The sequence below is a fragment of the Streptomyces typhae genome (genome assembly GCF_009755605.1).
In the GTDB taxonomy this organism is placed as follows: Bacteria; Actinomycetota; Actinomycetes; order Streptomycetales; family Streptomycetaceae; genus Streptomyces; species Streptomyces typhae.
On sequence record NZ_WPNZ01000010.1, the window covers coordinates 1 to 23,005 of the forward strand.

Below are 23,005 nucleotides of genomic sequence, written 5' to 3' on the forward strand. Positions count from 1 at the left end.
GCTTCCCTTCGGTGTTTCTTTTTGTTTCTCTTGTTCCTGCGTTTCCCACTCTACCAGATCCGTTTTCCGTTCCGTTCCCGGTTCGGATTTCATTTCCGGTGGCCGTTGGAGGGCCTTTTGCCTTTCGACTGCCTTTCGGCCCCGTTTGGCGTGGTCACTACGTTAGCGGATTTCCCTGGCAACTCATAATCGAGTTCCGCGGATTCGAATTCCGGCATGCAGGCATGCGAAACAGGACCCCGCTGAAGGGAAGTCGTAGGTAGTGGTTGGCCGCTTCCGGCTGCAGGCTGAACGCCGTACCCGGGTCAAGCGGCTCGGGCTACATTACGGATCCACCAAGGCCGCGTCAAGTTCGTCGGCGGCGCGGGACATGGGCCCGATAGGGGCTCACCGTAGGGTCGTTGGTCGTCCAGAAGCGCCAGGGGTGGACGCTTCCCTCGCCGCCCACTCCGGTGCGCGGCCCGTTGCTGACCTGCTCGGAGGGAGTGGGTGTGCCACGGAGGAGGGTGAGGGGGGCGTCGGGGCCCGCGCAGAAGTCGGCACCGTCGAGGTTCCGGCCCACGTCGAGGGCCGTGGCCAGCCGGGCAGGGCCTTTGGCCAGTTCCTTGTCGTTGCGGGCCGAGAGTCGTCGCTCGCGGGCCAGCTCGGCGCCCGCGGTGATCTCCCCCGCGCGCAGCAGGACACCGCTCGCCGTCCCCTCCGGACCGCACACCACGTTCAGGCAGTGCCACATCCCGTAGGTGAAGTAGACGTACGCGTGCCCGGGAGGGCCGAACATCACGCTGTTGCGGGCCGTACGGCCGCGATAGGCGTGGGAACCGGGGTCCGCCTCCCCCGCGTACGCCTCGACCTCCGTCAGGCGCAGCTCGATCGGACCGTCCGGCGTGCTGCGCACGAGGACTCGACCGAGGAGTTCGGGTGCGACCTCGAGGACGGGGCGGTCGAAGAAGTCACGGGGCAGGGGCGTACGGTCAGGGGCCACGATCATGCCGTACGAGCGTAGTGCACCGAACGTGTACGGGTTTGGCGTGGAGGCTGGCCTCCCGGCCGCCCCGCCGCGAGGGTGTGGGCGCGGGCACGGGCGTGGAACCGCGCACGGCCCGATTGCGTTCGTACGTTGTCGAAGGTCGACGATCAATCGATCGAGTCAAGCCACAGGCTGGGCCTGGGGAGGAGAGTCATGGGGTTCAAGAAGCTGCTGGCGAGTCTGGGTGCCGGCGGGGCCTCCGTGGAGACGGTGCTCACCGAGGCCAATGTCGTGCCGGGCGGTGTCGTCCAGGGCGAGGTGCGCATCCAGGGCGGAAGCGTCGACCAGCGCATCGAGGCGCTGTCCGTCGGTCTGCAGGCCCGCGTCGAGGTCGAGGGCCACGACCAGGAGACCAAGCAGGACATCGAGTTCATCAAGCAGCGCCTCGGCGGTGCCTTCGAGCTGAAGGCCGGCGCGGTGCACGCGGTGCCGTTCGGTCTCGACATCCCCTGGGAGACGCCCGTCACCCACTTCGCAGGACGCCAGCTGCACGGCATGAACATCGGAGTGACCACGGAGCTGGAGATCGCGCGTGCCGTGGACTCCGGTGACCTGGACCCGGTGAACGTGCACCCGCTGCCGGCGCAGCAGGCGATCCTCGACGCCTTCGGGCAGCTGGGCTTCCGCTTCAAGAGCGCCGACATGGAGCGCGGCCACATCCGCGGCACCCGGCAGAAGCTGCCGTTCTACCAGGAGATCGAGTTCTTCCCGCCGGAGCAGTACCGCGGCCTGAACCAGGTCGAGCTGAGCTTCGTCGCGGACGACCGGGAGATGGACGTCGTCCTGGAGATGGACAAGAAGCCGGGCCTGTTCAGCGAGGGCAGCGACTCGTACAAGTCCTTCAAGGTGGGGCTCAACGACTTCCAGGGCACCGACTGGGCGGCGTACCTGAACGAGTGGCTGTCCCACGTCGGCTCCAAGCGCAACTGGTTCTAGGCTCGACGGCAGCGGCGCTAGCGCCGCGATCGCCCCGCAAGCCCACTGGAACCGATCAGGAGGTGCCTACGTGACCGAGGTCAAGAGGCCGCCGCTGCCCCATGACTTCCACCCGGCCGTGCCGTCGTTCACGGTCCGGAGCACGGACTTCGAACCGGGTGCGGTACTGAAGGACGCGCAGGTGTACGCGGACGGGAACACCTCGCCGCAGCTGCGGTGGGAGGGTTTCCCGCCGGAGACGAAGAGTTTCGCCGTGACCTGCTTCGACCCCGACGCCCCCACCGGGAGCGGGTTCTGGCACTGGTCCGTGTTCGACATCCCGGCGTCGGTGACGGAACTGCCGACGGGTGCGGGCAGCGGCAAGTTCGAGGGGCTCCCCGAGGGGGCCGTCCAGGTGCGCAACGACTACGGCACCAAGGACTTCGGTGGCGCCGCCCCGCCGCCCGGCGACCCGGCGCACCGCTATGTGTTCACGGTGTACGCGGTCGACCAGGAGAAACTCGGCCCGGACTCGGACGCCTCGCCCGCCGTCGTCGGCTTCAACCTGCGGTTCCACACGCTGGCGCGGGCCCAGGTCCTCGCGGAGTACGCCGCGGAAGCCGACAGCTAGGGGCGGCGCCGGGGCGTACCCCGGCGTGCGCCCCGGGGGGAATTCCCGACAGCTCAGGGTTCATGCAACGTTTGCCCGCCTCTGGTCTTGGAAGTGATCAGAGGCGGGCATCTTTTATTGCGTTGTCCAACCCGGCGTGCCCGGCCAGAGTTGATCCAAGCCCGCCAGGGGGTGGGCCGGTGCGCTTGGGAGGGTGGGCGAGATGCGGGACACGCTGGTGCTGAACGCAAGCTTCGAACCTCTGTCGACGGTGACGCTGAACCGCGCCGTCGTGCTGGTTCTGCAGGACAAGGCCGTTGTCGAGCAGGCCCACCCCGCGCTGCGCGTGCGCGCCGCCGCCGTCGAACTTCCGGTGCCCCGGGTGATCAGACTGTGCCGTTATGTACGGGTGCCTTTCCGAAGACGCGCTCCATGGTCGCGGCGCGGTGTCCTGGTGCGTGACCAGCACCGGTGCGCGTACTGCGGCAGAAGGGCGACGACCGTGGACCACGTGGTGCCACGCTCCCAGGGCGGTGCGGACTCCTGGCTGAACACGGTGGCGTCGTGCGCGCTCGACAACCACCGCAAAGCGGACCGTACGCCGGAGCAGGCGCAGATGCCGCTGCTCCGCCAGCCCTTCGAGCCGACGCCTGCGGACGCGATGCTGCTCGCGCTCGGCCGGGAGGACTTCGAGGCACTGCCGGACTGGCTGGCACAGCCCGCCGCGTAGGTACAGGTACCTCGGGTACGACGTCGGGGCGCCCCCTTCACCAGGGGGCGCCCCGACGTCGTACCCGTATGCAGTCCGGCAGGTCAGTCGATGGGCGGCTGCTCCCGGCGCTCCAGGCCGCCAGGGCTCTTCACGCCCGCCGCGCCGCCGCCGGAGCCGCCGCCACCGAGCGGGCCGAAGTTGCCGAGCGCCCCGCCGAGGCCCTTGAGGGCGTCGCCGATCTCGCTGGGCACGATCCAGAGCTTGTTGGCGTCGCCCTCGGCGATCTTCGGCAGCATCTGAAGGTACTGGTAGGAGAGGAGCTTCTGGTCCGGGTCGCCCGCGTGGATGGACTCGAAGACCGTGCGGATCGCCTGGGCCTCGCCCTCGGCGCGCAGGGCAGCGGCCTTGGCCTCACCCTCGGCGCGCAGGATCGCGGACTGCTTCTCACCCTCGGCCCGCAGGATCTCGGACTGGCGGACACCCTCGGCCTGGAGGATCGCGGCGCGCTTGTCGCGGTCGGCGCGCATCTGCTTCTCCATCGAGTCCTGGATGGAGGTGGGCGGCTCGATCGCCTTGAGCTCGACGCGGTTGACGCGGATGCCCCACTTGCCGGTGGCCTCGTCGAGGACGCCGCGCAGGGCCGCGTTGATCTCCTCGCGGGAGGTCAGGGTCCGCTCCAGGTCCATGCCACCGATGATGTTGCGCAGGGTGGTGACGGTGAGCTGCTCGATCGCCTGGATGTAGCTGGCGACCTCGTACGTCGCGGCGCGGGCGTCGGTGACCTGGTAGTAGATGACGGTGTCGATGTTCACGACCAGGTTGTCCTGGGTGATCACCGGTTGCGGCGGGAAGGGCACGACCTGTTCACGCAGGTCGATGCGGTTGCGGATGGAGTCGATGAACGGGACGACGATGTTCAGGCCCGCGTTCAGGGTGCGTGTGTAGCGTCCGAAGCGCTCCACGATCGCGGCGCTGGCCTGTGGGATGACCTGGATCGTCTTGATCAGGGCGATGAAGACCAGCACCACCAGAATGATCAGGACGATGATGATTGGTTCCATCGTGGTTTCCCCGTACCCTTCGTGCTTCGTGTTCCCGGATGGTTGCGGCGTTCCGGAAGATCTTGGGTCCGCCGGTCGAGTCTGTCAGAACGGCGCCCGGACCGTGGGCCGTTCGGATCACCTGACGTCACGGATCGTCACTTCCCCGTCGGGCAGGGCGTGTTGACGTCCGTGGGACGCTCAGATGACCACGGCTGTCGCTCCGTCGATCTCGACGACGTCCACCTCCTGGCCGGCCTCGTAGCTCTGCTCGTTGTCGAGCGGGCGCGCGGACCAGATCTCGCCCGCCAGCTTGATGCGGCCTCCGTTGGCGTCGACCCGCTCCAGGACGACGGCGGATCTGCCCTTCAACGCCTCGACTCCGCTGACGAGTTCGGGCCGCTGTGAGCGGTGCCGGGCGGCGATCGGGCGTACGACCGCGATGAGCGCGACCGAGACCACGGCGAAGACCACCACCTGAAGGACCACGTCACCGCCGAGTCCAGCGGTGACGGCGGCGGCGACCGCGCCCACGGCGAGCATGCCGAACTCCGGCATGGCGGTCATTACCAGCGGGATTCCGAGGGCGGCCGCGCCGATCAGCCACCACACCCATGCGTCGATGTCCACATGGTCATGGTAGGTGCGCGAGTCCCGTCACCGACAGGGCGTACGCGATCAGCTGAGCGGAAGGCCCTGTGCCGACCAGCGGTCGCCGCGCTGCTCGACGACCAGTGGCAGGCCGAAGCAGAGGGAGAGGTTGCGGGAGGTGAGCTCCAGCTCCAGCGGGCCGGCGGCGAGCACCTTGCCCTGACGGATCATCAGGACGTGGGTGAAGCCGGGGGCGATCTCCTCGACGTGGTGCGTGACCATGATCATCGAGGGGGCGATGGGGTCGCGGGCGAGCCGGCCGAGACGGCGTACGAGGTCCTCGCGGCCGCCGAGGTCGAGTCCTGCGGCGGGCTCGTCGAGCAGGAGCAGCTCGGGGTCGGTCATCAGGGCGCGGGCGATCAGCGTGCGCTTGCGCTCGCCCTCGGAGAGGGTGCCGAACCTGCGCTCCAGGTAGTCGCTCATGCCGAGGCGGTCGAGGAAGGCGCGGGCGCGCTGCTCGTCGATGTCCTCGTAGTCCTCGTGCCAGCCGGCCGTCATGCCGTACGCGGCCGTGAGGACCGTCTGGAGGACGGTCTGGCGCTTGGGGAGCTTGTCGGCCATGGCGATGCCCGCCATGCCGATGCGCGGGCGCAGCTCGAAGACGTCGACCTTGCCGAGCTGCTCACCGAGGATGGTGGCGGTGCCCTTGCTCGGGAAGAGATAGCTGGATGCGACGTTCAGGAGGGTGGTCTTGCCGGCGCCGTTCGGGCCGAGGATGACCCAGCGCTCCCCTTCCTTCACCGACCAGGAGACCTGGTCCACCAGAGCCCGGCCCTCCCGGACCACGGATACGTCCTGAAGCTCCAGTACATCGCTCATGAGCGCGTTGTCTCCCATTGCTCTTCTCGGCTGTCGCTCGCGTGTCCGCGTCTGTGGACGCGGCCCCCGGATAAAACCTACGCCACCGGCCGACCGTTCCCGTGCCGAGGCCGGTCCTTAGGCTGTGTGCATGCTCTCGGAACCACGTTCAGGACGCTTGGCCGCTTGGGGAAACGCCCTTTTGGCCGGACATGTTTCACCCGATGACGCGGTGCACGCGATCGTGGGCGACGACGCGGTGCACCGGGTCGAGGGGCTGCCGGGCGAGTCCGCGCCGGTCGGCCTCTCGCTGGCGCTCGGACGGCTGCGGGCGCTCGGCGTGACGGGGCTGCGGGTGGCGCTGCCCGCGCCGGGGCATCCGCTGGGTCTGAGCGGGCCGCCCGCCTTCAACGAGCGCGCTCTGGAGGCCGAGGAGGCCGTGGTCGCCTCGGGGGCGCCGTACGGGCTCGTGCCGGAGGTGACGGAGTCGGGGCCCGGGGGCGCCGCGGACGCGGCGGACGTCCATGTGGAGGTCGTGTGGCACTGCCTGCCGGTGCGGGCGGCGCCGCCCGCGGACGTGCCCTCGCTCGGGGAGGCGGAGCGGGAGCTCGCGGACGCGCTGCGGGAGGCGACGGAGGTGCTCGCGCGCCTCGACGTGGCGGCTTCGGGGCCGGTCGCGGAGGCCGCGGTCGACGCGTACCGGGCGCGGTCCGAGCGGGGGCGCGAGCTGCTCGCGCCGGGGTATCCGCCGCGCGCGGTACGGGTGTTGGAGCTGGCCCAGCGGGTCGGCCTGCTGATCTCGGTGGCGTACGAGAACGGGCACGGCGGGGCCGTGAGCGCGTCGCAGATGGGCGCGCGGGCGCAGGCGCTGCGGCCGGTGGAGCGGGTGGCGCGGCGGGCGCAGGTGGCGGCGTACAACGCTTGGGTGGAGGAGCGGGAGCGGGGCGGGGGACGGTAGGCGGGAGCCGAGGGCTCCGCCGTCCCGGGTACGGCGGGTGCGTGGCAGAGGGCCCCGCGGACCTGGTGGGTCGCGGGGCCCTCTGCCCGGAGGGTGGCGTGCGGCTACCCGAGGGGGCGGTGTGTCACCGGTTGACCGTCGCGTTGGCGAAGGCCGGGTTCAGGACACCGATCACGTTCACGCTGTTGCCGGTGGCGTTCACCGGGACGTGGACCGGGACCTGGACCAGGTTGCCGGAGCCGACGCCCGGGGACTTGGTGGCCAGGCCGTTGGCCTCGGCGCCGGAGGCGGCGGAGGCGACACCGGCGGAGGCGCCCGCGGCGATACCGGCGACGGCGACGGCCAGGGCGGCCTTCTTGGCGATGTTCATGGGGGAGTGTTCCTCACTGATGACGCGGTGACCCCGGCTGCGGGGTCGGGAGGTGTACGACGCTTCGGCGCTGCGGCGGGGGGTGCCGGACACAGGGAGTCCGGTCTTCCGCCGGTTCGCGCGGACGCGGCTGCGGTCATTCACGCGGACGCGGCTACGGTCATTCACGCGGACGCGACTGCGGTCATTCGCGCGGGGACGCGGCTGCGGTCAGAGGTTCTCGCAGACGTTCCCGAACGTCGGGTTCAGGACGCCGACCACGCTGACGCTGTTGCCGCAGGCGTTCACCGGGACGTGGACCGGGGCCTGGACCAGGTTGCCGGAGACGACGCCGGGAGAGTTCTTCGCGACGCCGGCCGCGTCCGCGCCGCCGTGCGCCGAGGCGAGGCCCGCACCGGCCGCAACGAGGCCGCCGGCCACCATCGTGACGGCAGCGGCCTTCTTCAGGTTCTTCACTTCTTGGATCCTCCTGAGCAGAAGCTGCGGCCAGCCGCCGCAGCACGCACTGGAGAACGGCGGAGCCCCTGGCGGGTTGCGCCGAACGGGGGACATCCACACGACGGTATGAATCTCAGCCCGGAACGCGACGGCCGGCGCTGACCCGGTGGGGCCCCGTCCGGACCTGCGGCGATCAGCCGGCCACGCCGTGCCGTACGGCCCACAGGGCGGCCTGGGTGCGGTCGGCGAGGTCGAGCTTCATGAGGATGTTCGACACATGCGTCTTGACGGTCTTCTCGGAGAGCACGAGGGCGCGGGCGATCTCGCGGTTGGAACGGCCGTCCGCTATCAGGCCGAGCACCTCGCGCTCCCGCTCGGTGAGGGAGCCGCCCCTGCCCTGCGGGGCGTGGTTCTCCTCCTGGGACAGGAGCGCGCCCGCCACCTCGGGCTGGAGCAGCACATGCCCGGCGTGCACGGAACGGATGGCGCCGGCGAGGGCGTCGGGGTCCACGTCCTTGTACACATAGCCCGCCGCGCCCGCGCGGAGGGCCGGGACGACCGTGCGCTGCTCGGTGAAGCTGGTGACGATCAGCACGCGCGCGGGGTTGGCAAGCTCGCGCAGGGTGCGCAGGGCCTCGACGCCGTCCATGCCGGGCATCTTGACGTCCATCAGGACGACGTCGGGTTTGAGCTCCTCGGCGGCGGCGACGCCCTCGGCGCCGTCCGAGGCCTCACCGACGACCTCGATGTCCTCCTGGACCTCCAGGAACGTGCGCAGACCGCGCCGGACCACCTGATGGTCGTCCACCAGAAGCACCCGGATCGCTGCCTTCGAATGGACCACGGCGTCAGCCACCAGGGACCTCCATCTCGATCGTCGTGCCCTTGCCGGGCTCCGACTCCACGGTCAGCCGTCCGCCGACCCCGCCCGCCCGGTCCCGCATGGAGACCAGGCCCAAATGCCGGCCCGCGCGCCGCACCGTGCGCGGGTCGAATCCCCTGCCGTCGTCCGTGATCCGCAGGACCGCGCCGGGGCCGCGCTTCTCCAGGGCGACGCCGACGCGCTCCGCGTCCGCGTGCCGCAGGGCGTTGTGCAGGGCCTCCTGGGCGACGCGCAGCATCGCCTCCTCCTGGGCCGCGGGCAGGGCGCGCACCCCGCTGCTGTCGAACGTGACCGTCGCGGAGTGGGCGCGGTCCAGGACCTGGACGTGGGTGCGCAGGGTCGCGACCAGGCCGTCCTCGTCCAGGGCCGCGGGCCGCAGCTCGACGACGGCGGCCCGCAGCTCGTCCGCCGCCTCCGCGGCGAGTGCCGCGACCTGCTGGAGCTCGCCCTTGGCGCGCGACGGGTCGCGGTCCACCAGGGCGGCGGCCGCCTGCGCGGTCAAACGCAGCGAGAAGAGCTTCTGGCTGACGGCGTCGTGCAGCTCGTGGGCGAGGCGGGAGCGCTCCTCGGTGATGGTGAGCTCACGGCTGCGCTCGTAGAGACGGGCGTTGGTCAGGGCGATCGCGGCGTGCTGGGCGAGGATCGACAGGAGTTCCTCGTCGTCCTCGTCGAAGCCGCAGCTCCCGGTCGGCTTGGCGCACCGCTTGTTGGCGAGGAAGAGCGCGCCGAGGGTCTCGTCGCCGTGCCGGATCGGCAGTCCGAGGAAGTCGGACATGTCGGGGTGGGCGGCGGGCCAGCCCTCGAAGCGGGGGTCCTCGCGGACGTCGGCAAGGCGCTCGGGCTCGGCCTTGCAGAGCATCGCGGCGAGGATGCCGTGCTGGCGGGGCAGCGGGCCGATGGCCTTCCACTGCTCGTCGCTGACGCCGTCGACGACGAACTGGGCGAAGCCGCCGTGGTCGTCGGGGACACCGAGCGCCGCATACTCCGCGTCGAGCAGCTCGCGGGCGGAGGCGACGATCGTCTTCAGGACGTCGCGCACCTCCAGCTGGCTGCTCATGGCGAGCAGCGCGGAGCTGACCGCGTACAGCCCCGATCGGGGTCCTTCTTTCATGGCCCAACCGTACCGGCGGGCTGTGACAGTGCGTATCCGTCCTGTGGCGGCCGGGCTCTAGGCCCCCGGCCCTAGGCCGAAGGGCCCTGTACGCGTGCGTGGGCGCGAGGAACCACGCACGCGGGCACGCGCGCGTGCCCGCGGGTAGGAGGGGTGGACAGCCGCTCTCCGCCCCTGGCAGGACACCCATGGAAGCGGACCTCGTCCTTCCGGATGAGTTTGCTCACCGAGAGCATTGCGTCAGCAACTGTTGGTGAGGCCGTTACGCCGCCGATGTGAGCCCGCGCATAGGACGCACGTCACGTACGAAGCCGCCTAGTGGAGGTGAAGTTCCCGTAAGGGTGGCTCGGGGGCGGGGATGAGGGCCGGGGGCGTGCCCCCTGATCCACTAACCGGGATCGTACGTCACACCTTTGCCACACAATTTTGCGCCCGCTAAGAATTGCATCCGTCGCTCGGCGCCGCGGTCATCGCACCGCGGCGTTTCGCCGGAAAGCAGTTCGTCCCCCGTCGGCGCAGAGCGGCCTCCCCGATACGAAGAGGTCCATTCCGCATGTCCACGCACGCCCCCTCTGGTCATAGTCGCTCCTCCCTGACCAAGGCCCAGAAGTTCTCGATCGCCGGTGTCGCCACTCTCGGTGCCGCCGCCCTCGCCTTCTCGATCGTGCCGGGCAGCTCCGAAGCCGAGGCCGAGGCGCTCGACAGCCACGCGGCCGCCTGGTCGACGCCCGCCCACGCCCAGACCGTGCAGGCGAGCGTCAGCAAGCAGCAGGCCAACGCCAGCAAGCAGGCCAAGGACGCCGCCGCGAAGGCCGCCGCCGACAAGAAGGCCGCCGACGAGGCCGCCGCGAAGAAGAGGGCCGAGGACGAGCGCAAGGCCAAGGAGGCGGCCAGCCGCGCCGCCGCCCGCAAGCCCGTCTACGCCAACAACCTCGACGGCTGGATCCGCCAGTCCCTCGACATCATGAAGTCCAAGGGCATCCCCGGCTCGTACGACGGTCTGCACCGCAACATCATGCGGGAGTCCACGGGCAACCCGAACGCCAAGAACGGCTGGGACATCAACGCCATCAACGGCACCCCGTCGATCGGCCTGCTCCAGGTGATCCAGCCGACGTTCAGCGCCTACCACGTCGAGGGCACCTCGACGAACATCTACGACCCGGTCGCCAACATCACGGCCGCGGCCAACTACGCCGCCGACCGCTACGGCTCCATCGACAACGTCAACAGCGCCTACTGAGTCGGACGACTGGACCTCTTCCGAGGCTCACAGACGCCGAAGGGCGGCACCCCTCGCGGGATGCCGCCCTTCTTCGTGTCCTCGCGTGCCCATACGTGTCCTCGCGTGTCCGTGCGGGCACCGCGCCGCTACTTGCGCATGACCTCCGGCTCGTGGCGGCGCAGGAAGCGTGCGACGAAGAAGCCGCACAGGGCGCCCAGCGCGAGCAGGGCGGCCATGTCGATGCCCCAGGCCATGACCTCGTGGTCCCAGAGCGGGTCGGTGGCGCCCGGGTCGTCCGGGTTCGGGCTGATCCTGTTGAAGTCCAGCGTCGCGCCGGCGGCGGCGACGGCCCAGCGCGAGGGCATCAGGAACGAGAACTGGTTGACGCCGACCGTGCCGTGCAGGATGAACAGACAGCCGGTGAACACGACCTGGATGATCGCGAACATCACCAGGAGCGGCATGGTCTTCTCGGCGGTCTTCACCAGGGCCGAGATGATCAGGCCGAACATCATCGAGGTGAAGCCGAGCGCCATGATCGGCAGGGACAGCTCCAGGAGCACCCCGCCGCCGAGCACCAGGCCCTTCTCCGGGATCTCACGGGTGGAGAAGCCGATGGCGCCGACCAGGGCGCCCTGAAGCACGGTGATCGCGCCGAGGACGATGACCTTCGACATCAGATACGCGGACCGGGACAGGCCGGTCGCGCGTTCCCGTTCGTAGATCACCCGTTCCTTGATCAGCTCGCGGACCGAGTTGGCGGCGCCCGCGAAGCACGCGCCGACCGCGAGGATCAGGAGCACCGTCGTGGCGGTGCCATTCGGGATGATCTTGCCGGTCCTCGGGTTCACGACCGGCAGCAGGCCCTTGTCCGGGTCGATGAGCAGGCTCACCGCGCCGAGTACCGCGGGCAGGATCAGCATCAGCGCCATGAAGCCCTTGTCGGAGGCGATCACGGACACATAGCGGCGGATCAGGGTGATGAGCTGCGAGCCCCAGCCCTGCGGCTTGGGCGGGCTGATCGCCTGCGGCGGCGGCATGTGTACGGACTGCGCGGCGACGGCGTCGATGTCCGCGGCGTACATCTGGTAGTGCTGCGAGCCCTTCCAGCGGCCCGCCCAGTCGTAGTCGCGGTAGTTCTCGAAGGCGGAGAAGACATCGGCCCAGGTGCTGTAGCCGAAGAAGTTCAGGGCCTCCTCGGGCGGGCCGAAGTACGCCACCGCGCCGCCCGGCGCCATCACGAGCAGCTTGTCGCAGATGGCCAGCTCGGCCACGGAGTGCGTGACGACGAGGACCGTGCGGCCGTCGTCCGCGAGGCCGCGGAGCAGCTGCATGACGTCGCGGTCCATGCCCGGGTCGAGGCCCGACGTGGGCTCGTCCAGGAAGATCAGCGACGGCTTCGTGAGCAGTTCGAGCGCCACCGACACGCGCTTGCGCTGGCCGCCCGACAGGGACGTGACCTTCTTGTCCTTGTGGATGTCCAGCTTCAGCTCGCGCAGGACCTCGCCTATGCGCTGCTGGCGCTCCTGCTCGCTGGTGTCGGCGGGGAAGCGGAGCTTGGCCGCGTACTTGAGCGCCTTGTTGACGGTCAGCTCCTTGTGCAGGATGTCGTCCTGCGGGACCAGACCGATGCGCTGCCGCAGCTCGGCGAACTGCTTGTACAGATTGCGGTTGTCGTAGAGGACGTCGCCCTCGTTGGCGGGCCGGTAGCCGGTGAGCGCCTTGAGCAGGGTCGACTTTCCGGAGCCCGAGGGGCCGATGACCGCGATCAGCGACTTCTCCGGAACGCCGAAGGAGACGTCCTTCAGGATCTGCTTGCCGCCGTCGACCGTGACGGTCAGGTGGCGCGCGGAGAAGGAGACCGCGCCGGTGTCGACGAACTCTTCCAGGCGGTCGCCGACCAGGCGGAACGTCGAGTGGCCGACGCCGACGATGTCGTTCGGGCCGATGAGGACCGTGGACGACTTCGCGATCGGCATGCCGTTGACGTACGTGCCGTTGTGCGAGCCGAGGTCGCGCAGCTCGAAGCGGCCGTCGGGCGACGCCGTGAACTCCGCGTGCAGCCGGGAGACCTGGAGGTCGGAGACCACCAACTCGTTCTCCAGGGCACGGCCGATGCGCATCTTTCGGCCAAGCGCGAACTGGTGGTACGTCGTCGGGCTGCGGTCGCCGTGGACCGGCGGGGCCCCCGCCGCGCCGCCCGATCCCACGTCCGCGCCCGCACCCGGACCCTGCTGCTGCGGCATCTGCGCCTGGCCCTGCTGCTGCCAGGCCTGCTGCTGGTGTTGCTGCTGCGGTACCTGCTGCTGCACCTGCTGCGGCGCCTGATAGTGCGGTGCCTGGTGCTGCTGCGGTTGCCCGCCCTGCGCGGCCCAGCCCGGCGCGTCCTGCCGACCGGACTGGCCGGGGGCCTGCTGCGGCGGGGCGTGCTGCGCCTGCTGCTGAGCGCCCGGCGCGGCCACGGCAGCGGCGGCGGCGCCGTGGGCACCGCCGGAAAGGACCAGCTGCGGGCCGTCGTTGGCGTTGCCCAGATGGACGGCCGACCCGGGACCGATCTCCATCTGATGGATCCGCTGCCCCTGCACGAACGTGCCGTTGGTCGAGCCGTGGTCCTCGATGACCCAACTGCGGCCGCCCCAGCTGATCGTCGCGTGCCGCCAGGAGACCCTGGCGTCGTCGAGCGCGATGTCACCCTGTGGATCACGACCAAGGGTGTATGCCCTGGACGAATCTAGCGTCCAGGTCCTGCCATTCAATTCCAGTACGAGTTCCGGCACTCCATGCCCCACTGAGTTGTCCCCCGAGTTGCCCCCATCATGGGGAGTCTAGGGATGTCGAACATCGGGAGGAACTATTTCAGGCGGAGGCCTCTGACCGAAAGTCGGGCCTTGTGAAGACTGCGTACGGGCCACTATGACTGCCCCGTTGACGGGGTGGATACCACCCCGGAAAGTGGTAAGGGCTCTCAGCGGGTACGGATCGCGTACATAAAGTGCATGTCTCCCATGTCAGCGATGCGACGTTCTGTTCGCCGTCGCCGCCGTGGCCTTCATGACCTCATGACCGGTGTGTCCGCGCGAGGAGGGCGACGCGCTGCGAACTCGGGGGGTCCGATGGAGACCGGCCGGCACCAGGACGTGCGCCGAGGCGTCCCCTGGGGGGACGTGCTGCTCTCCGCGATCGCCGCGGTCAGCTGGGCACTCATCGGCATGGCGGGCGTCGCGGCGCTCGGCCTGCACCTGCTCGGCGCGGACGCGGCGGGCTCGCTCGGGCCGATGACCGCGGCGGCGGTGGCCCTCGGCGTCGGCGGTTCGATCACTCCTTCCGGCGACATGTCGGCCTTCGGCATCGAGGGCGCGGAGGCGACCACCGCCATCGACGTCGCCCCGCTCGGCGTGAGTCTCGTGGGGGCGGTGTTGCTCGCCTTCTTCTTCTTGCGTTCCCTGCGCGGTGCGGGAGTGCTGATCTCACCCGGCGAACTCTGCGCCCGTGCGGTCGCGGTGATCGTCCTTTTCCTCGGCATGCTCGGCGGCCTCGCGTGGGCCGGACACGATGTCATCACGATCGACGGCGAACAGCTCGGTATCGACAAGGGAATGGACAAAGGCGTCGACAAAGGTCTGGACAATCTTCCCGACGGTATCGCCGACCGGATTCCCGACGGCCTCAAGGACATCGGCGGCATCGGGGACATCGGCGGACTGCTGCCCGACCGGCTCGCCGACCTGGCGAAGGCGAAGGCCGCCGTGGGATTCACCGTCGACACGGGGGCCACCCTGCTCGGCGGCGCCGTCTGGGTCGCCGCCGTACTGCTCGTCGCGCTGCTCGCCTCCCGCCACACCCCGCTGCCGCCCGGCTTCGGCGTCGTGCACCGCCTGGTGCGGCCCGCCGTGTCCGCCCTGGTGACGGTGGTCCTGATGGCCGTGCTCGCGGGGATCACCGCGGCGGCGTACGCGATGATCGGCGACGCCCATCCGAAGCGGATCGCGGGCGGTGCGCTGCTCGGCGCGCCCAACGGCGTGTTCCTCGGGCTGCCCGTCGGCCTCTTCGTCCCCTACGACGGTGAGGCGTCCGGCGCCCTGACGCGCTTCCTGCCCGATCCGGTGGACGATCTGCTGCGCGGCGACACGAACAAGCCACTGACCCTGGACCGGCTCGCGGAACTCGACGGCAGGGTCTGGCTGCTCGCGGTGGCAGCGGTGCTGAGCATGCTGTTCGCCGGAGTGCTCACGGCCGTACGGAGCCCGTTGGCACGCGACACGGGCACCGTCGGCTTCGCCGCCCGCTGCGCGCTGTGGCTCGGCCTGACGACGGCCGTCGCGCTGCCCCTGATGACCTGGCTGACCGGAGTCTCCGCGAACGCCTCCTTGTCGGTCCTCGGCTTCGACGCGTTCGGGGCGGGCCTGGAGCTGCACGGCCGTCTCGGCATGGCGCTGCTTCTGGGTGCCGGGTGGGGGCTCGCCGCCGGTGCCGCGGGGGCGCTGCTCGCGCGGGCGACGGGGGCGGCCGGGGGGCGTGCCTCGCCCCTGGCGCTGGGGAGCGCGGGGGCTTCGCCCGGGGCCGGGGGCGGCGGCGGGCCGCAGGAGGACTCAGCTCCTGGGCTGTCCCCCGAGTACCCGGAGCCGCTCCACCCCGGGGCGCCCCTCGGACCGCAGCCTTCGGGAACGGCACCCGGACCGTACCGCCAGAGCACGCCGTACCGGCCGCCGCGGGCGGAGACGAATCCGTACCTCCAGGTGCCGCGGGGCTGGCGGGATCGGGGGGAGGGTCCTGCGGACGGCGTTGCTGGGGGTGGCGGGCACCCGGGGGCAGGTGGGCACCAGGGGGCAGGTGGGCACCCGGGGGCAGGTCCAGCGGACGGCATGGCTGGGGGTGGCGGGCACCCGGGGGGCGGCGGGCACCGTGGGGCTGGTGGGCACCAGGCTGGGTCTGCGGGTGAGTACGGGGCCGGTGGGGCCGGTGGCGGGCGGGAGGGTGCGGGTGGGCCCGGGTATGCCGGTGCCGGTGGAGCCGGGTATGCCGGTGCGGAGGGATCCGGGCGGGCCGGTCACGGCGGACCCGGGCACGTCGGTGCGGGCGGACCTGCGTACGCCGACCCCGGCGGACCCCGGCACGCCAGTGCGGGCGGACCCGGATACCCCGACCCCGGCGGACCCCGGCACGCCAGTGCGGGCGGACCCGGATACCCCGACCCCAGCGGACCCCGGCGTACCGATCCAGGTGCACCCGGGCGCGCCGACTCCGGCCGACCCGGGCACGCCAGTGAGGGCGGACCTGCGTACGCAGACCCCAGCGGACCCCGGCGTGCCGATGCGGAACGCGACGATCGGTGGTCGGGTGGCAGTGGAGGGGCGGCTGAGTACGGGCGGTCAGGGTCGGGCGTGCCGCCGCAGGTGAGTGGGGCGCCCACGGTGGCGGGGCCGACCGTCCCGCCGCCGGGTGACGGGCCGCGGCGCGGGCGCAGGGGCGAGACGGACTGGCCGCCACCGCCTCCCCCGCCACCGCCTCCACCCCCGCCGCCACCTCGGCGAAAGCCGCCCCGGAGGCCCGAGGGCTCCTGAGCACCCCCTGCGGACCGAGGCGTCCGGCGCCCGCGCGCGAGCCCCGCGCGCAAGCCCCGCGCCCCGGGTGAACAAGCCCCCACCCCCCGGCGGACCCCGGGCAACGGGAGGCGGAGGGGTCGATGGACCGGGCGTCCGAGGGCCGGACACGCACGTCGGGCGGGTCACGGGGCCAGCTACCGTGGGGATCACCATGAGTGCCTCGACGCCCCCCAAGACCCCCGGCGCGCCCGTACTGGCAGACTCCGGCGCGCCCACGCCGGCACCGTCGCCCACGCCCGCGCCGCCGGCAGGCGCCTGCGCCCCCGCCGACCGCCCCACGCTCCTCGTCAAGATCTTCGGCAAGGACCGTCCGGGAATGACCGCCGGGCTCTTCGACACCCTCGCCGCCTACTCCGTCGACGTCGTCGACATCGAGCAGGTCGTGACCCGTGGGCGGATAGTCCTGTGCGCCCTCGTCACCGCCCCGCAGCCGGGCCTCGAAGGCGACCTGCGGGCCACCGTGCACAGCTGGGCGGAGTCCCTGAAGCTCCAGGCCGAGATCATCTCGGGCCGGGGCGACAACCGCCCGCGCGGCCTCGGCCGGTCCCTGGTCACCGTCCTCGGCCACCCGCTCACCGCCGAGTCGACGGCGGCGATCGCCGCCCGCATCACGGGCACCGGCGGCAACATCGACCGTATCTTCCGCCTGGCCAAGTACCCGGTCACCGCGGTGGAGTTCGCCGTCTCGGGCACGGAGACCGAACCGCTGCGCACCGCCCTCGCGACGGAGGCGCACGCCCTCGGCGTGGACGTCGCGGTGGTCTCCGCGGGCCTGCACCGCCGCGCCCAGCGCCTGGTCGTGATGGACGTCGACTCGACCCTCATCCAGGACGAGGTGATCGAGCTGTTCGCGGCGCACGCGGGCTGCGAGGAGGAGGTCGCCGCCGTGACCACGGCGGCCATGCGCGGTGAGCTCGACTTCGAGGAGTCGCTGCACGCCCGCGTCGCCCTGCTCAAGGGCCTGGACGTGTCCTCCGTGGACAAGGTCAGGGCGGAGGTGCGGCTCACCCCGGGCGCCCGCACCCTCATCCGCACCCTCAAGCGCCTCGGCTACCAGGTCGGCGTCGTCTCCGGCGGCTTCACCCAGGTCACCGACGACCTGAAGGAGCGCCTCGGCCTGGACTTCGCCCACGCCAACACGCTGGAGGTCGTGGACGGCAAGCTCACCGGCCGGGTGACCGGCGAGATCGTGGACCGTGCGGGCAAGGCCCGGCTGCTGCGCCGCTTCGCCGCCGAGGCGGGGGTGCCGCTGGAGCAGACCGTGGCGATCGGCGACGGCGCCAACGACCTGGACATGCTCAACGCGGCGGGTCTCGGTGTCGCCTTCAACGCCAAGCCGATGGTCCGCGAGGCCGCCCACACCGCGGTGAACGTCCCGTTCCTGGACACTGTCCTGTATCTCCTGGGCATCACCCGCGAAGAGGTCGAGGCCGCGGACATGCACCTGGACTGAGGTCCGGGGCCGGGGCCGGGCCCGGGTCCAGGTCCAGGTCCAGGTCCAGGTCCAGGTCCAGCTTGCAGCACGGTCGCACCGGTGACGCCGGTAACGCCGGTAACGCCGGTAACGCCCAGCAACGACCGTAACGGCAGACACGGCACGGGGCCCGGCGTCCATATGCCGCCGGGCCCCGCCATGTGCCGTTGTCGTGCCGGTCCCGTCGGCCGGCACCCCACCTCGCTCTGTCGCTGCTGTCGCTGCTGTCGCTACTCCGAAGGCGCCCAGTAGTCCACGAGAGTGGCCGTGCCCGGCTCCAGGGTCTTCCAGGAGCCGGTGTGCGTCAGGACGGCGAAAGCCGACGTCGGGAAGCCGCGGCGGTTCATGCGCACCAGCGCGTCCCCCTCGGCATCTCCGGCGAGGACGTCGGCGAGGCCGTGCACGCCCGGGTTGTGGCCGATCAGGATCACGTCACGCGCGTCGTCCGGGGTTTCGTTGAGCACGGCGATCAGCTCGCCGGGCGAGGCCTCGTAGACCCGGTCCTCGTAGACCGTCCGGGGGCGCTGCGGGAGTTCCTGGACGGCGAGCTTCCACGTCTCGCGGGTCCGGGCGGCGGTCGAGCAGAGGGCCAGGTCGAAGGCGATGCCGGTCTCGGAGAGTCTGCGGCCGGCGACAGGGGCATCCTTGCGGCCGCGCTCGGCGAGCGGCCGCTCGTGGTCGGACACCTGCGGCCAGTCGGCCTTCGCATGCCGGAAGAGGACAATCCTGCGGAGTTCTGCGACGCTCATACGTCCCAGCTTCGCATGAAACACGCCATGGAGCGCAGGGAGTTGACTGGCTCTGCCGACACGAGTGACGGGGCGCCCACCGTGTGACGCACGAGGTCGGGGGCGGTTTCCGGGCCGATCACTGGGTTTCGGGGGTGCTCGTCCGCGATCTTCCGTCCGCCCTGGTGGCGCGTCGGAGAGGGGGCGGGCCGAGCGTCAGGCGGCGATGCGCAGGAGGGCGCGGAAGCGCTCCAGGAGGTCCGAGACGGCGGGCTCACTGCTTGCCGCGTGCGCGTCGGCGGGGTTCAGGATGAGCAGGAGCAGGGCGGCGAAGGCTATCGCGGGCAGAGCGATGGCCCACCAAGGGAGCTGGATCTCGATGGCGGCCGGCTTCGCCTGCTCCGCCGGGTCGCGCCGGGTGTGCGAACGGGCCGGCATGCCGCCTCCAAGGTCTCCGAGTGCTCCGTGCCGCGTGTTCGCGGCCACATCTCGAAGGTACGGAGTCCGGCTCCTCCAACCCATCCGGTGATCCACCCAGTTAACCCTGACACTGGCCCCCTAGGGGATGGTGGTGCTAGCCCCACCACGCGTCGGCGCGGGGCGCCCGGGGGCCTGCTGAGGCGGCGTCAGGGCGAGGCCACCGAAGCGATGATTCCGATGACGACGGTGATGGCCAGCATCGCGCCGAGCACGATCAGGAGCTTCTTCTGGCCGTTCTGGGGGTTCGGGTCGAGCACGGGCATGGGGCAAGTCTCGCACCCTTCGCCCGTGCCCGACCCCGAGGGGCCGGGCCGCTTCAGGCGCCAGGCCGTGCGGCCGCCGCCCTGGCCGCCACCTCGTCCTCGACCGTGCGGTCACGGCCCGCGACGATGCCGACGGCTATCTGCGGCACCATCAGGCCCGCCATGAGGGCGATCGGCAGGCCCCAGCCGCCGCTGTGCTGGTAGAGCACACCGACGAGCAGCGGCCCGGGGATCGAGATCAGATAGCCGGTGCTCTGCGCGAAGGCGGAGAGCTTGGCCACGCCCGCGCTGCTCTTGGCGCGCATGCCGACCATGGTGAGGGCCAGCGGGAAGGCGCAGTTGGAGATGCCGCACAGCAGCGCCCACGCCCAGGCACCGCCCGCGGGGGCGAAGTACAGGCCCGCGTATCCGGCGAGACCGCATGCGCCGAGGGCGGCCACCACAGGACCCTGGTGGGGCAGGCGCGTGGCCACGCGCGGGATGACGAAGGCGAGGGGGACACCCATGGCCATGGTGACGGCGAGCAGCACACCGGCCTCACCGGCCGGCACCCCCGCGTCCCGGAAGATCTGCGGCATCCAGCCCATCGTGATGTACGCGGCGGTGGCCTGGAGGCCGAAGAAGCAGGCCAGCGCCCAGGCGGTACGGCTGTGGGTGATGCGCAGGGCCTCGTCCTGCCGCCGCACGGCGGCGGGCACGTGTTCGGCACCCGCCTCGCCGGCCGCGCGGTGGCGCACCAGCGGTATCCACGGGACCACGGCGACGACGGCGATCGTCGCCCAGACCGCGAGCCCGGTGCGCCAGCTTCCGCCGAGGGCGTCGGTCACGGGCACGGTGACGGCCGCCGCGAGCGAGGTGCCGAGCGCGAGGGCCATCGAGTACAGACCGGTCATCGAGCCGACTCGGTCGGGGAACCAGCGCTTGACGATCACCGGCATCAGGACGTTGCTGACGGCGATGCCCATCAGGGCGAGCGCGCTGGCGGCGAGGAAGCCGGCCGTGCCGCCGAGGAAGGGGCGTATCAGCAGGCCCGTGGCGATGGCCACCATGCCCGCGCAGACCACGGCGGGCGGCCCGAAGCGGCGGGCGAAGCGCGGGGCGAGGCTTCCGAAGACCGCGAAGCACAGCGGGGGCACGGAGGTGAGGAGGCCGGCCAGGGTGCCGCTCATGCCGAGCCCGTCGCGCACCTCTTCGAGGAGCGCGCCGAGGCTGGTGATGGCGGGCCGCAGGTTGAGCGCCGCGAGGACGATGCCGACGACGACCAGTCGCGTCGCCCACGCGCGCGTGGCGGGCTGTTCGCCCTTGGAGCCCCGCGCGAGGGACGCCCCGGCGGCAGAGGCCCCCGCGGCGGACGCCCCCGTACCGGACGTCCCGGCGCCGGATATCCCCGTAGCGGACGTCCCGGCACCGGATGACCCCGCGGCCGGGCCCGCCGGGCCCGCGGGTGCCGTCTTCGTGCTCGTCGGGGCACCCGCGCCCGTGCTGTTCGTCGTCTTCTCTTCCTCACTCGCCATGGGGCCATCATAGAATCATGGGATGATTGGCTGTCCAATCGATTGTCCGTGACCGCTCGCCCGAAGGAACGTCATGCCGCTGACCACCCCTCGCCGCTCGGCGCTCTCCGAGCAGGTCATCTCCGAGTTGCGCAACCAGATCTCGTCCGGCGAGTGGCCGGTGGGCTCCCGCATCCCGACCGAGCCCGAGCTGGTGGAGCAGCTGGGCGTGGCCAGAAACACGGTGCGCGAGGCCGTGCGCGCGCTCGCCCACAACGGCCTGCTCGACATCCGGCAGGGCTCGGGCACCTATGTGGTCGCCACCAGCGAGCTGGCGGGGGTGATGCAGCGCAGGTTCGCCGACGCGAGCCCGCGGCACATCGCCGAGCTGCGGGCCACGCTGGAGTCGAGCGCGGCGAAGCTCGCCGCCGAGCGGCGCACCGACCGGGACCTGCGGCAGCTCGACTCGCTGCTCGCCCGGCGCGAGGAGGCCTGGGCGTCGGGTGACGCCGAGGCGTTCGTGACGGCGGACGCGACCCTGCACCTGGCCGTGGTGGCCGCGTCCCACAACGACGTCATGACGGCGATGTACGCGGACCTGGGCGAGGTCCTGCGGGACTGGCTGCGCGAGGACATCGGCCGTGAGCTCACGCCCGCCGCCTACATGGACCACAGCCGTCTGGTGGAGGCCATCAGGGCACAGGACGCGGAGGCCGCCGCCGCGGAGGCCGCGAGCTATCCATACCTGTGCCGCCCCGAACGCCTCGCGGCCGACGCCTGAGGCTCACCTCTGGTGGCTCACCTCTGATGACTCACCTCTGGTGGCTCACCACTGATGACTCACCTCTGGTGGCTCACCACTGATGACTCACCACTGATGACTCACCACTGATGACTCACCTCTGATGACTCACCCACACCGCGCGGATCTCCTTCCAGCACCGCCCGGTGAGCCGCACCGTGGTGGCGGGCCCGGCCGCGACGGGCCGGCTGTCGCTGTCCACGTCCCACCACCGGTCGCACTCGATGTGCAGCCGCACCCGGTCGCTCTCGGGGTAGGGGTTGTGGCAGTAGGCGACGGCCGTCGACCCCTGGACGCTGCTGCGGCACTCCGCGCCGAACGGCCGGTCGTCCCGCGCGTCCCGCTCGGCGTCGTCCGCACTCTCCCCGCCCTCGGCAACCGGGGACTCCGCCGCTCCCCCGCCGACGGCGCGGGACTCCGCCGCTCCCCCGGCGCCGCGGGAGGCGGTGCCGGAAGGCAGCTCGTACGGAAGAAGGTCGTAGGGAAGGGCGACGAGAAGGGCGAGGGCGGCGAGCACCGCGCCTGGGGACCAGCGCACACTCCAGGGTGTGCGGCACCGGCCCGCCCGCGCCCGGTCGGAGGGCCGAACGGGCGACGCCCCGTCCTTCCGCTGCGCGCGGGAGGACGGGGCGTCGGTGGGCGTGAGCCCGGGAGGAGATTCAGGCGCCCATCATGTGCACGCCGCCGTCGACGTGGATGATCTCGCCCGTGGTCTTCAGGAAGAAGTCCGAGAGCAGCGCGACGATGCCGCGGCCCGCGGGCTCGGGGTCGGCCATGTCCCAGTCCAGCGGGGAGCGGGTGTTCCAGACGTCCGCGAGGTCGGCGAAGCCCGGGATGGACTTGGCCGCCATGGAGCCGATCGGGCCCGCGGAGATCAGGTTGCAGCGGATGTCCTCCTTGCCCAGGTCACGGGCGAGGTAGCGGCTGGTGGCCTCCAGGGCGGCCTTGGCCGGGCCCATCCAGTCGTACTTGGGCCAGGCGTACTGCGCGTCGAAGGTGAGGCCGACGACCGAGGCGCCGCCTTCGAACAGCGGCCGGCAGGCCATGGTGAGCGACTTCAGGGAGTACGCCGACACGTGCATGGCCGTGGAGACGTCCTCGAAGGTCGCCTCCAGGAAGTTGAAGGCCCCCTGCGGCGCGAAGCCGATGGAGTGCACGACGCCGTCGAGGCCGCCGAGCTCGTCCTTCACGACGCCCGCGAGACGGTCCAGGTGCTCCTGGTTGGTCACGTCCAGCTCGATGACCTTGGCGGGCTTGGGCAGCTTCTTGGCGATGCGCTCGGTGAGCGTGGGCCGCGGGAAGGCGGTCAGGATGACCTCGGCACCCTGCTCCTGCGCGACCTTGGCCGCGTGGAAGGCGATGGACGACTCCATCAGCACACCCGTGATCAGGATCCGCTTGCCGTCGAGAATTCCGCTCATGTG

Annotated in this window: 22 protein-coding genes and 1 pseudogene; 8 read left to right on the forward strand and 15 right to left on the reverse strand. The window is 71.3% G+C overall.

Going from position 1 to position 23,005, the window contains the following annotated elements:
- Nucleotides 1-346: 346 nt before the first annotated feature.
- Nucleotides 347-988: a DNA-3-methyladenine glycosylase gene (locus GPA10_RS19015; RefSeq protein ID WP_058851482.1), complete on the reverse strand. Its 642-nt coding sequence runs from the start codon at nt 986-988 to the stop codon at nt 347-349.
- Nucleotides 989-1,180: 192 nt separating this feature from the next.
- Between GPA10_RS19015 and GPA10_RS19020 the strand changes: the two genes are divergently transcribed.
- From GPA10_RS19020 to GPA10_RS19030, 3 genes are all read left to right on the forward strand, one after another.
- A complete protein-coding gene (locus tag GPA10_RS19020; protein WP_157166582.1) occupies nt 1,181-1,963 on the forward strand; it encodes a sporulation protein in 783 nt (260 codons plus the stop codon).
- Nucleotides 1,964-2,033: 70 nt separating this feature from the next.
- Nucleotides 2,034-2,573 carry a YbhB/YbcL family Raf kinase inhibitor-like protein gene (locus tag GPA10_RS19025; RefSeq protein WP_058851484.1) on the forward strand — a complete coding sequence of 180 codons (540 nt, stop codon included), beginning with the start codon at nt 2,034-2,036 and terminating at the stop codon, nt 2,571-2,573.
- 202 nt (nt 2,574-2,775) lie between these two features.
- The gene (locus tag GPA10_RS19030) at nt 2,776-3,282 is read left to right on the forward strand and encodes an HNH endonuclease (protein WP_030571243.1); all 507 of its coding nucleotides are present in this window, start codon (nt 2,776-2,778) and stop codon (nt 3,280-3,282) included.
- 83 nt (nt 3,283-3,365) lie between these two features.
- Here the strand turns inward: GPA10_RS19030 and GPA10_RS19035 are convergent, their stop codons facing one another.
- The 3 genes from GPA10_RS19035 to GPA10_RS19045 form a co-directional block, all read right to left on the reverse strand.
- Nucleotides 3,366-4,325, reverse strand: coding sequence for an SPFH domain-containing protein (locus GPA10_RS19035; RefSeq protein ID WP_157166583.1), 960 nt, complete (start codon nt 4,323-4,325; stop codon nt 3,366-3,368).
- A gap of 180 nt (nt 4,326-4,505) precedes the next feature.
- A complete protein-coding gene (locus tag GPA10_RS19040) occupies nt 4,506-4,934 on the reverse strand; it encodes an NfeD family protein (protein ID WP_058851486.1) in 429 nt (142 codons plus the stop codon).
- A 48-nt stretch (nt 4,935-4,982) separates the two neighbouring features.
- On the reverse strand, nt 4,983-5,774 hold the full coding sequence (locus tag GPA10_RS19045) for an ABC transporter ATP-binding protein (protein WP_058851977.1): 792 nt from the start codon (nt 5,772-5,774) through the stop codon (nt 4,983-4,985).
- A 130-nt stretch (nt 5,775-5,904) separates the two neighbouring features.
- On the opposite strand from GPA10_RS19045, the gene GPA10_RS19050 reads away from it, so the two are divergent.
- Nucleotides 5,905-6,711 carry a hypothetical protein gene (locus GPA10_RS19050; protein ID WP_079086919.1) on the forward strand — a complete coding sequence of 269 codons (807 nt, stop codon included), beginning with the start codon at nt 5,905-5,907 and terminating at the stop codon, nt 6,709-6,711.
- 124 nt (nt 6,712-6,835) lie between these two features.
- Here the strand turns inward: GPA10_RS19050 and GPA10_RS19055 are convergent, their stop codons facing one another.
- From GPA10_RS19055 to GPA10_RS19070, 4 genes are all read right to left on the reverse strand, one after another.
- A complete protein-coding gene (locus GPA10_RS19055; protein WP_058851488.1) occupies nt 6,836-7,081 on the reverse strand; it encodes a chaplin in 246 nt (81 codons plus the stop codon).
- 210 nt (nt 7,082-7,291) lie between these two features.
- Nucleotides 7,292-7,537: a chaplin gene (locus GPA10_RS42540; RefSeq protein ID WP_343041091.1), complete on the reverse strand. Its 246-nt coding sequence runs from the start codon at nt 7,535-7,537 to the stop codon at nt 7,292-7,294.
- 175 nt (nt 7,538-7,712) lie between these two features.
- Nucleotides 7,713-8,375, reverse strand: a complete 663-nt coding sequence (locus tag GPA10_RS19065; protein WP_277819690.1) for a response regulator — start codon at nt 8,373-8,375, stop codon at nt 7,713-7,715.
- Nucleotides 8,368-9,513, reverse strand: a complete 1,146-nt coding sequence (locus tag GPA10_RS19070; protein WP_157166584.1) for a GAF domain-containing sensor histidine kinase — start codon at nt 9,511-9,513, stop codon at nt 8,368-8,370. The genes GPA10_RS19065 and GPA10_RS19070 overlap by 8 nt, the downstream gene beginning before the upstream one ends.
- Before the next feature lie 553 nt (nt 9,514-10,066).
- Between GPA10_RS19070 and GPA10_RS19075 the strand changes: the two genes are divergently transcribed.
- A complete protein-coding gene (locus tag GPA10_RS19075; protein WP_058851491.1) occupies nt 10,067-10,756 on the forward strand; it encodes a transglycosylase SLT domain-containing protein in 690 nt (229 codons plus the stop codon).
- A gap of 128 nt (nt 10,757-10,884) precedes the next feature.
- On the opposite strand, the gene GPA10_RS19080 is transcribed toward GPA10_RS19075, so the two are convergent.
- On the reverse strand, nt 10,885-13,527 hold the full coding sequence (locus GPA10_RS19080) for an ABC transporter ATP-binding protein/permease (protein WP_343041092.1): 2,643 nt from the start codon (nt 13,525-13,527) through the stop codon (nt 10,885-10,887).
- A gap of 324 nt (nt 13,528-13,851) precedes the next feature.
- Here GPA10_RS19080 and GPA10_RS19085 point away from each other — a divergent pair.
- Nucleotides 13,852-15,495, forward strand: a pseudogene (locus GPA10_RS19085) (streptophobe family protein); the annotation flags it as partial.
- A gap of 997 nt (nt 15,496-16,492) precedes the next feature.
- Nucleotides 16,493-17,794 (forward strand): phosphoserine phosphatase SerB, encoded by a 1,302-nt coding sequence (gene serB / locus GPA10_RS19095; RefSeq protein WP_157166585.1) that lies wholly within the window; start codon nt 16,493-16,495, stop codon nt 17,792-17,794.
- Nucleotides 17,795-18,045: 251 nt separating this feature from the next.
- Here the strand turns inward: serB and GPA10_RS19100 are convergent, their stop codons facing one another.
- From GPA10_RS19100 to GPA10_RS19115, 4 genes are all read right to left on the reverse strand, one after another.
- Entirely contained in the window at nt 18,046-18,564 is a 519-nt protein-coding gene (locus tag GPA10_RS19100; protein ID WP_157166586.1) for a SixA phosphatase family protein, read from the reverse strand.
- Nucleotides 18,565-18,759: 195 nt separating this feature from the next.
- Nucleotides 18,760-18,981, reverse strand: a complete 222-nt coding sequence (locus GPA10_RS19105; RefSeq protein ID WP_058851494.1) for a hypothetical protein — start codon at nt 18,979-18,981, stop codon at nt 18,760-18,762.
- A gap of 188 nt (nt 18,982-19,169) precedes the next feature.
- Nucleotides 19,170-19,286 carry an SGM_5486 family transporter-associated protein gene (locus tag GPA10_RS43390; protein ID WP_107450643.1) on the reverse strand — a complete coding sequence of 39 codons (117 nt, stop codon included), beginning with the start codon at nt 19,284-19,286 and terminating at the stop codon, nt 19,170-19,172.
- A 53-nt stretch (nt 19,287-19,339) separates the two neighbouring features.
- Nucleotides 19,340-20,800 (reverse strand): CynX/NimT family MFS transporter, encoded by a 1,461-nt coding sequence (locus tag GPA10_RS19115; protein WP_246259431.1) that lies wholly within the window; start codon nt 20,798-20,800, stop codon nt 19,340-19,342.
- 73 nt (nt 20,801-20,873) lie between these two features.
- Here GPA10_RS19115 and GPA10_RS19120 point away from each other — a divergent pair, with 73 nt between their 5' ends.
- Nucleotides 20,874-21,560: a FadR/GntR family transcriptional regulator gene (locus GPA10_RS19120; RefSeq protein WP_058851495.1), complete on the forward strand. Its 687-nt coding sequence runs from the start codon at nt 20,874-20,876 to the stop codon at nt 21,558-21,560.
- Between the two features lie 115 nt (nt 21,561-21,675).
- Here the strand turns inward: GPA10_RS19120 and GPA10_RS19125 are convergent, their stop codons facing one another.
- Together GPA10_RS19125 and fabI are read right to left on the reverse strand one after the other, a co-directional pair.
- The gene (locus GPA10_RS19125; RefSeq protein ID WP_343041093.1) at nt 21,676-22,119 is read right to left on the reverse strand and encodes a hypothetical protein; all 444 of its coding nucleotides are present in this window, start codon (nt 22,117-22,119) and stop codon (nt 21,676-21,678) included.
- Between the two features lie 121 nt (nt 22,120-22,240).
- The gene (fabI, locus tag GPA10_RS19130; RefSeq protein ID WP_157166587.1) at nt 22,241-23,002 is read right to left on the reverse strand and encodes an enoyl-ACP reductase FabI; all 762 of its coding nucleotides are present in this window, start codon (nt 23,000-23,002) and stop codon (nt 22,241-22,243) included.
- Nucleotides 23,003-23,005 lie beyond the last annotated feature (3 nt).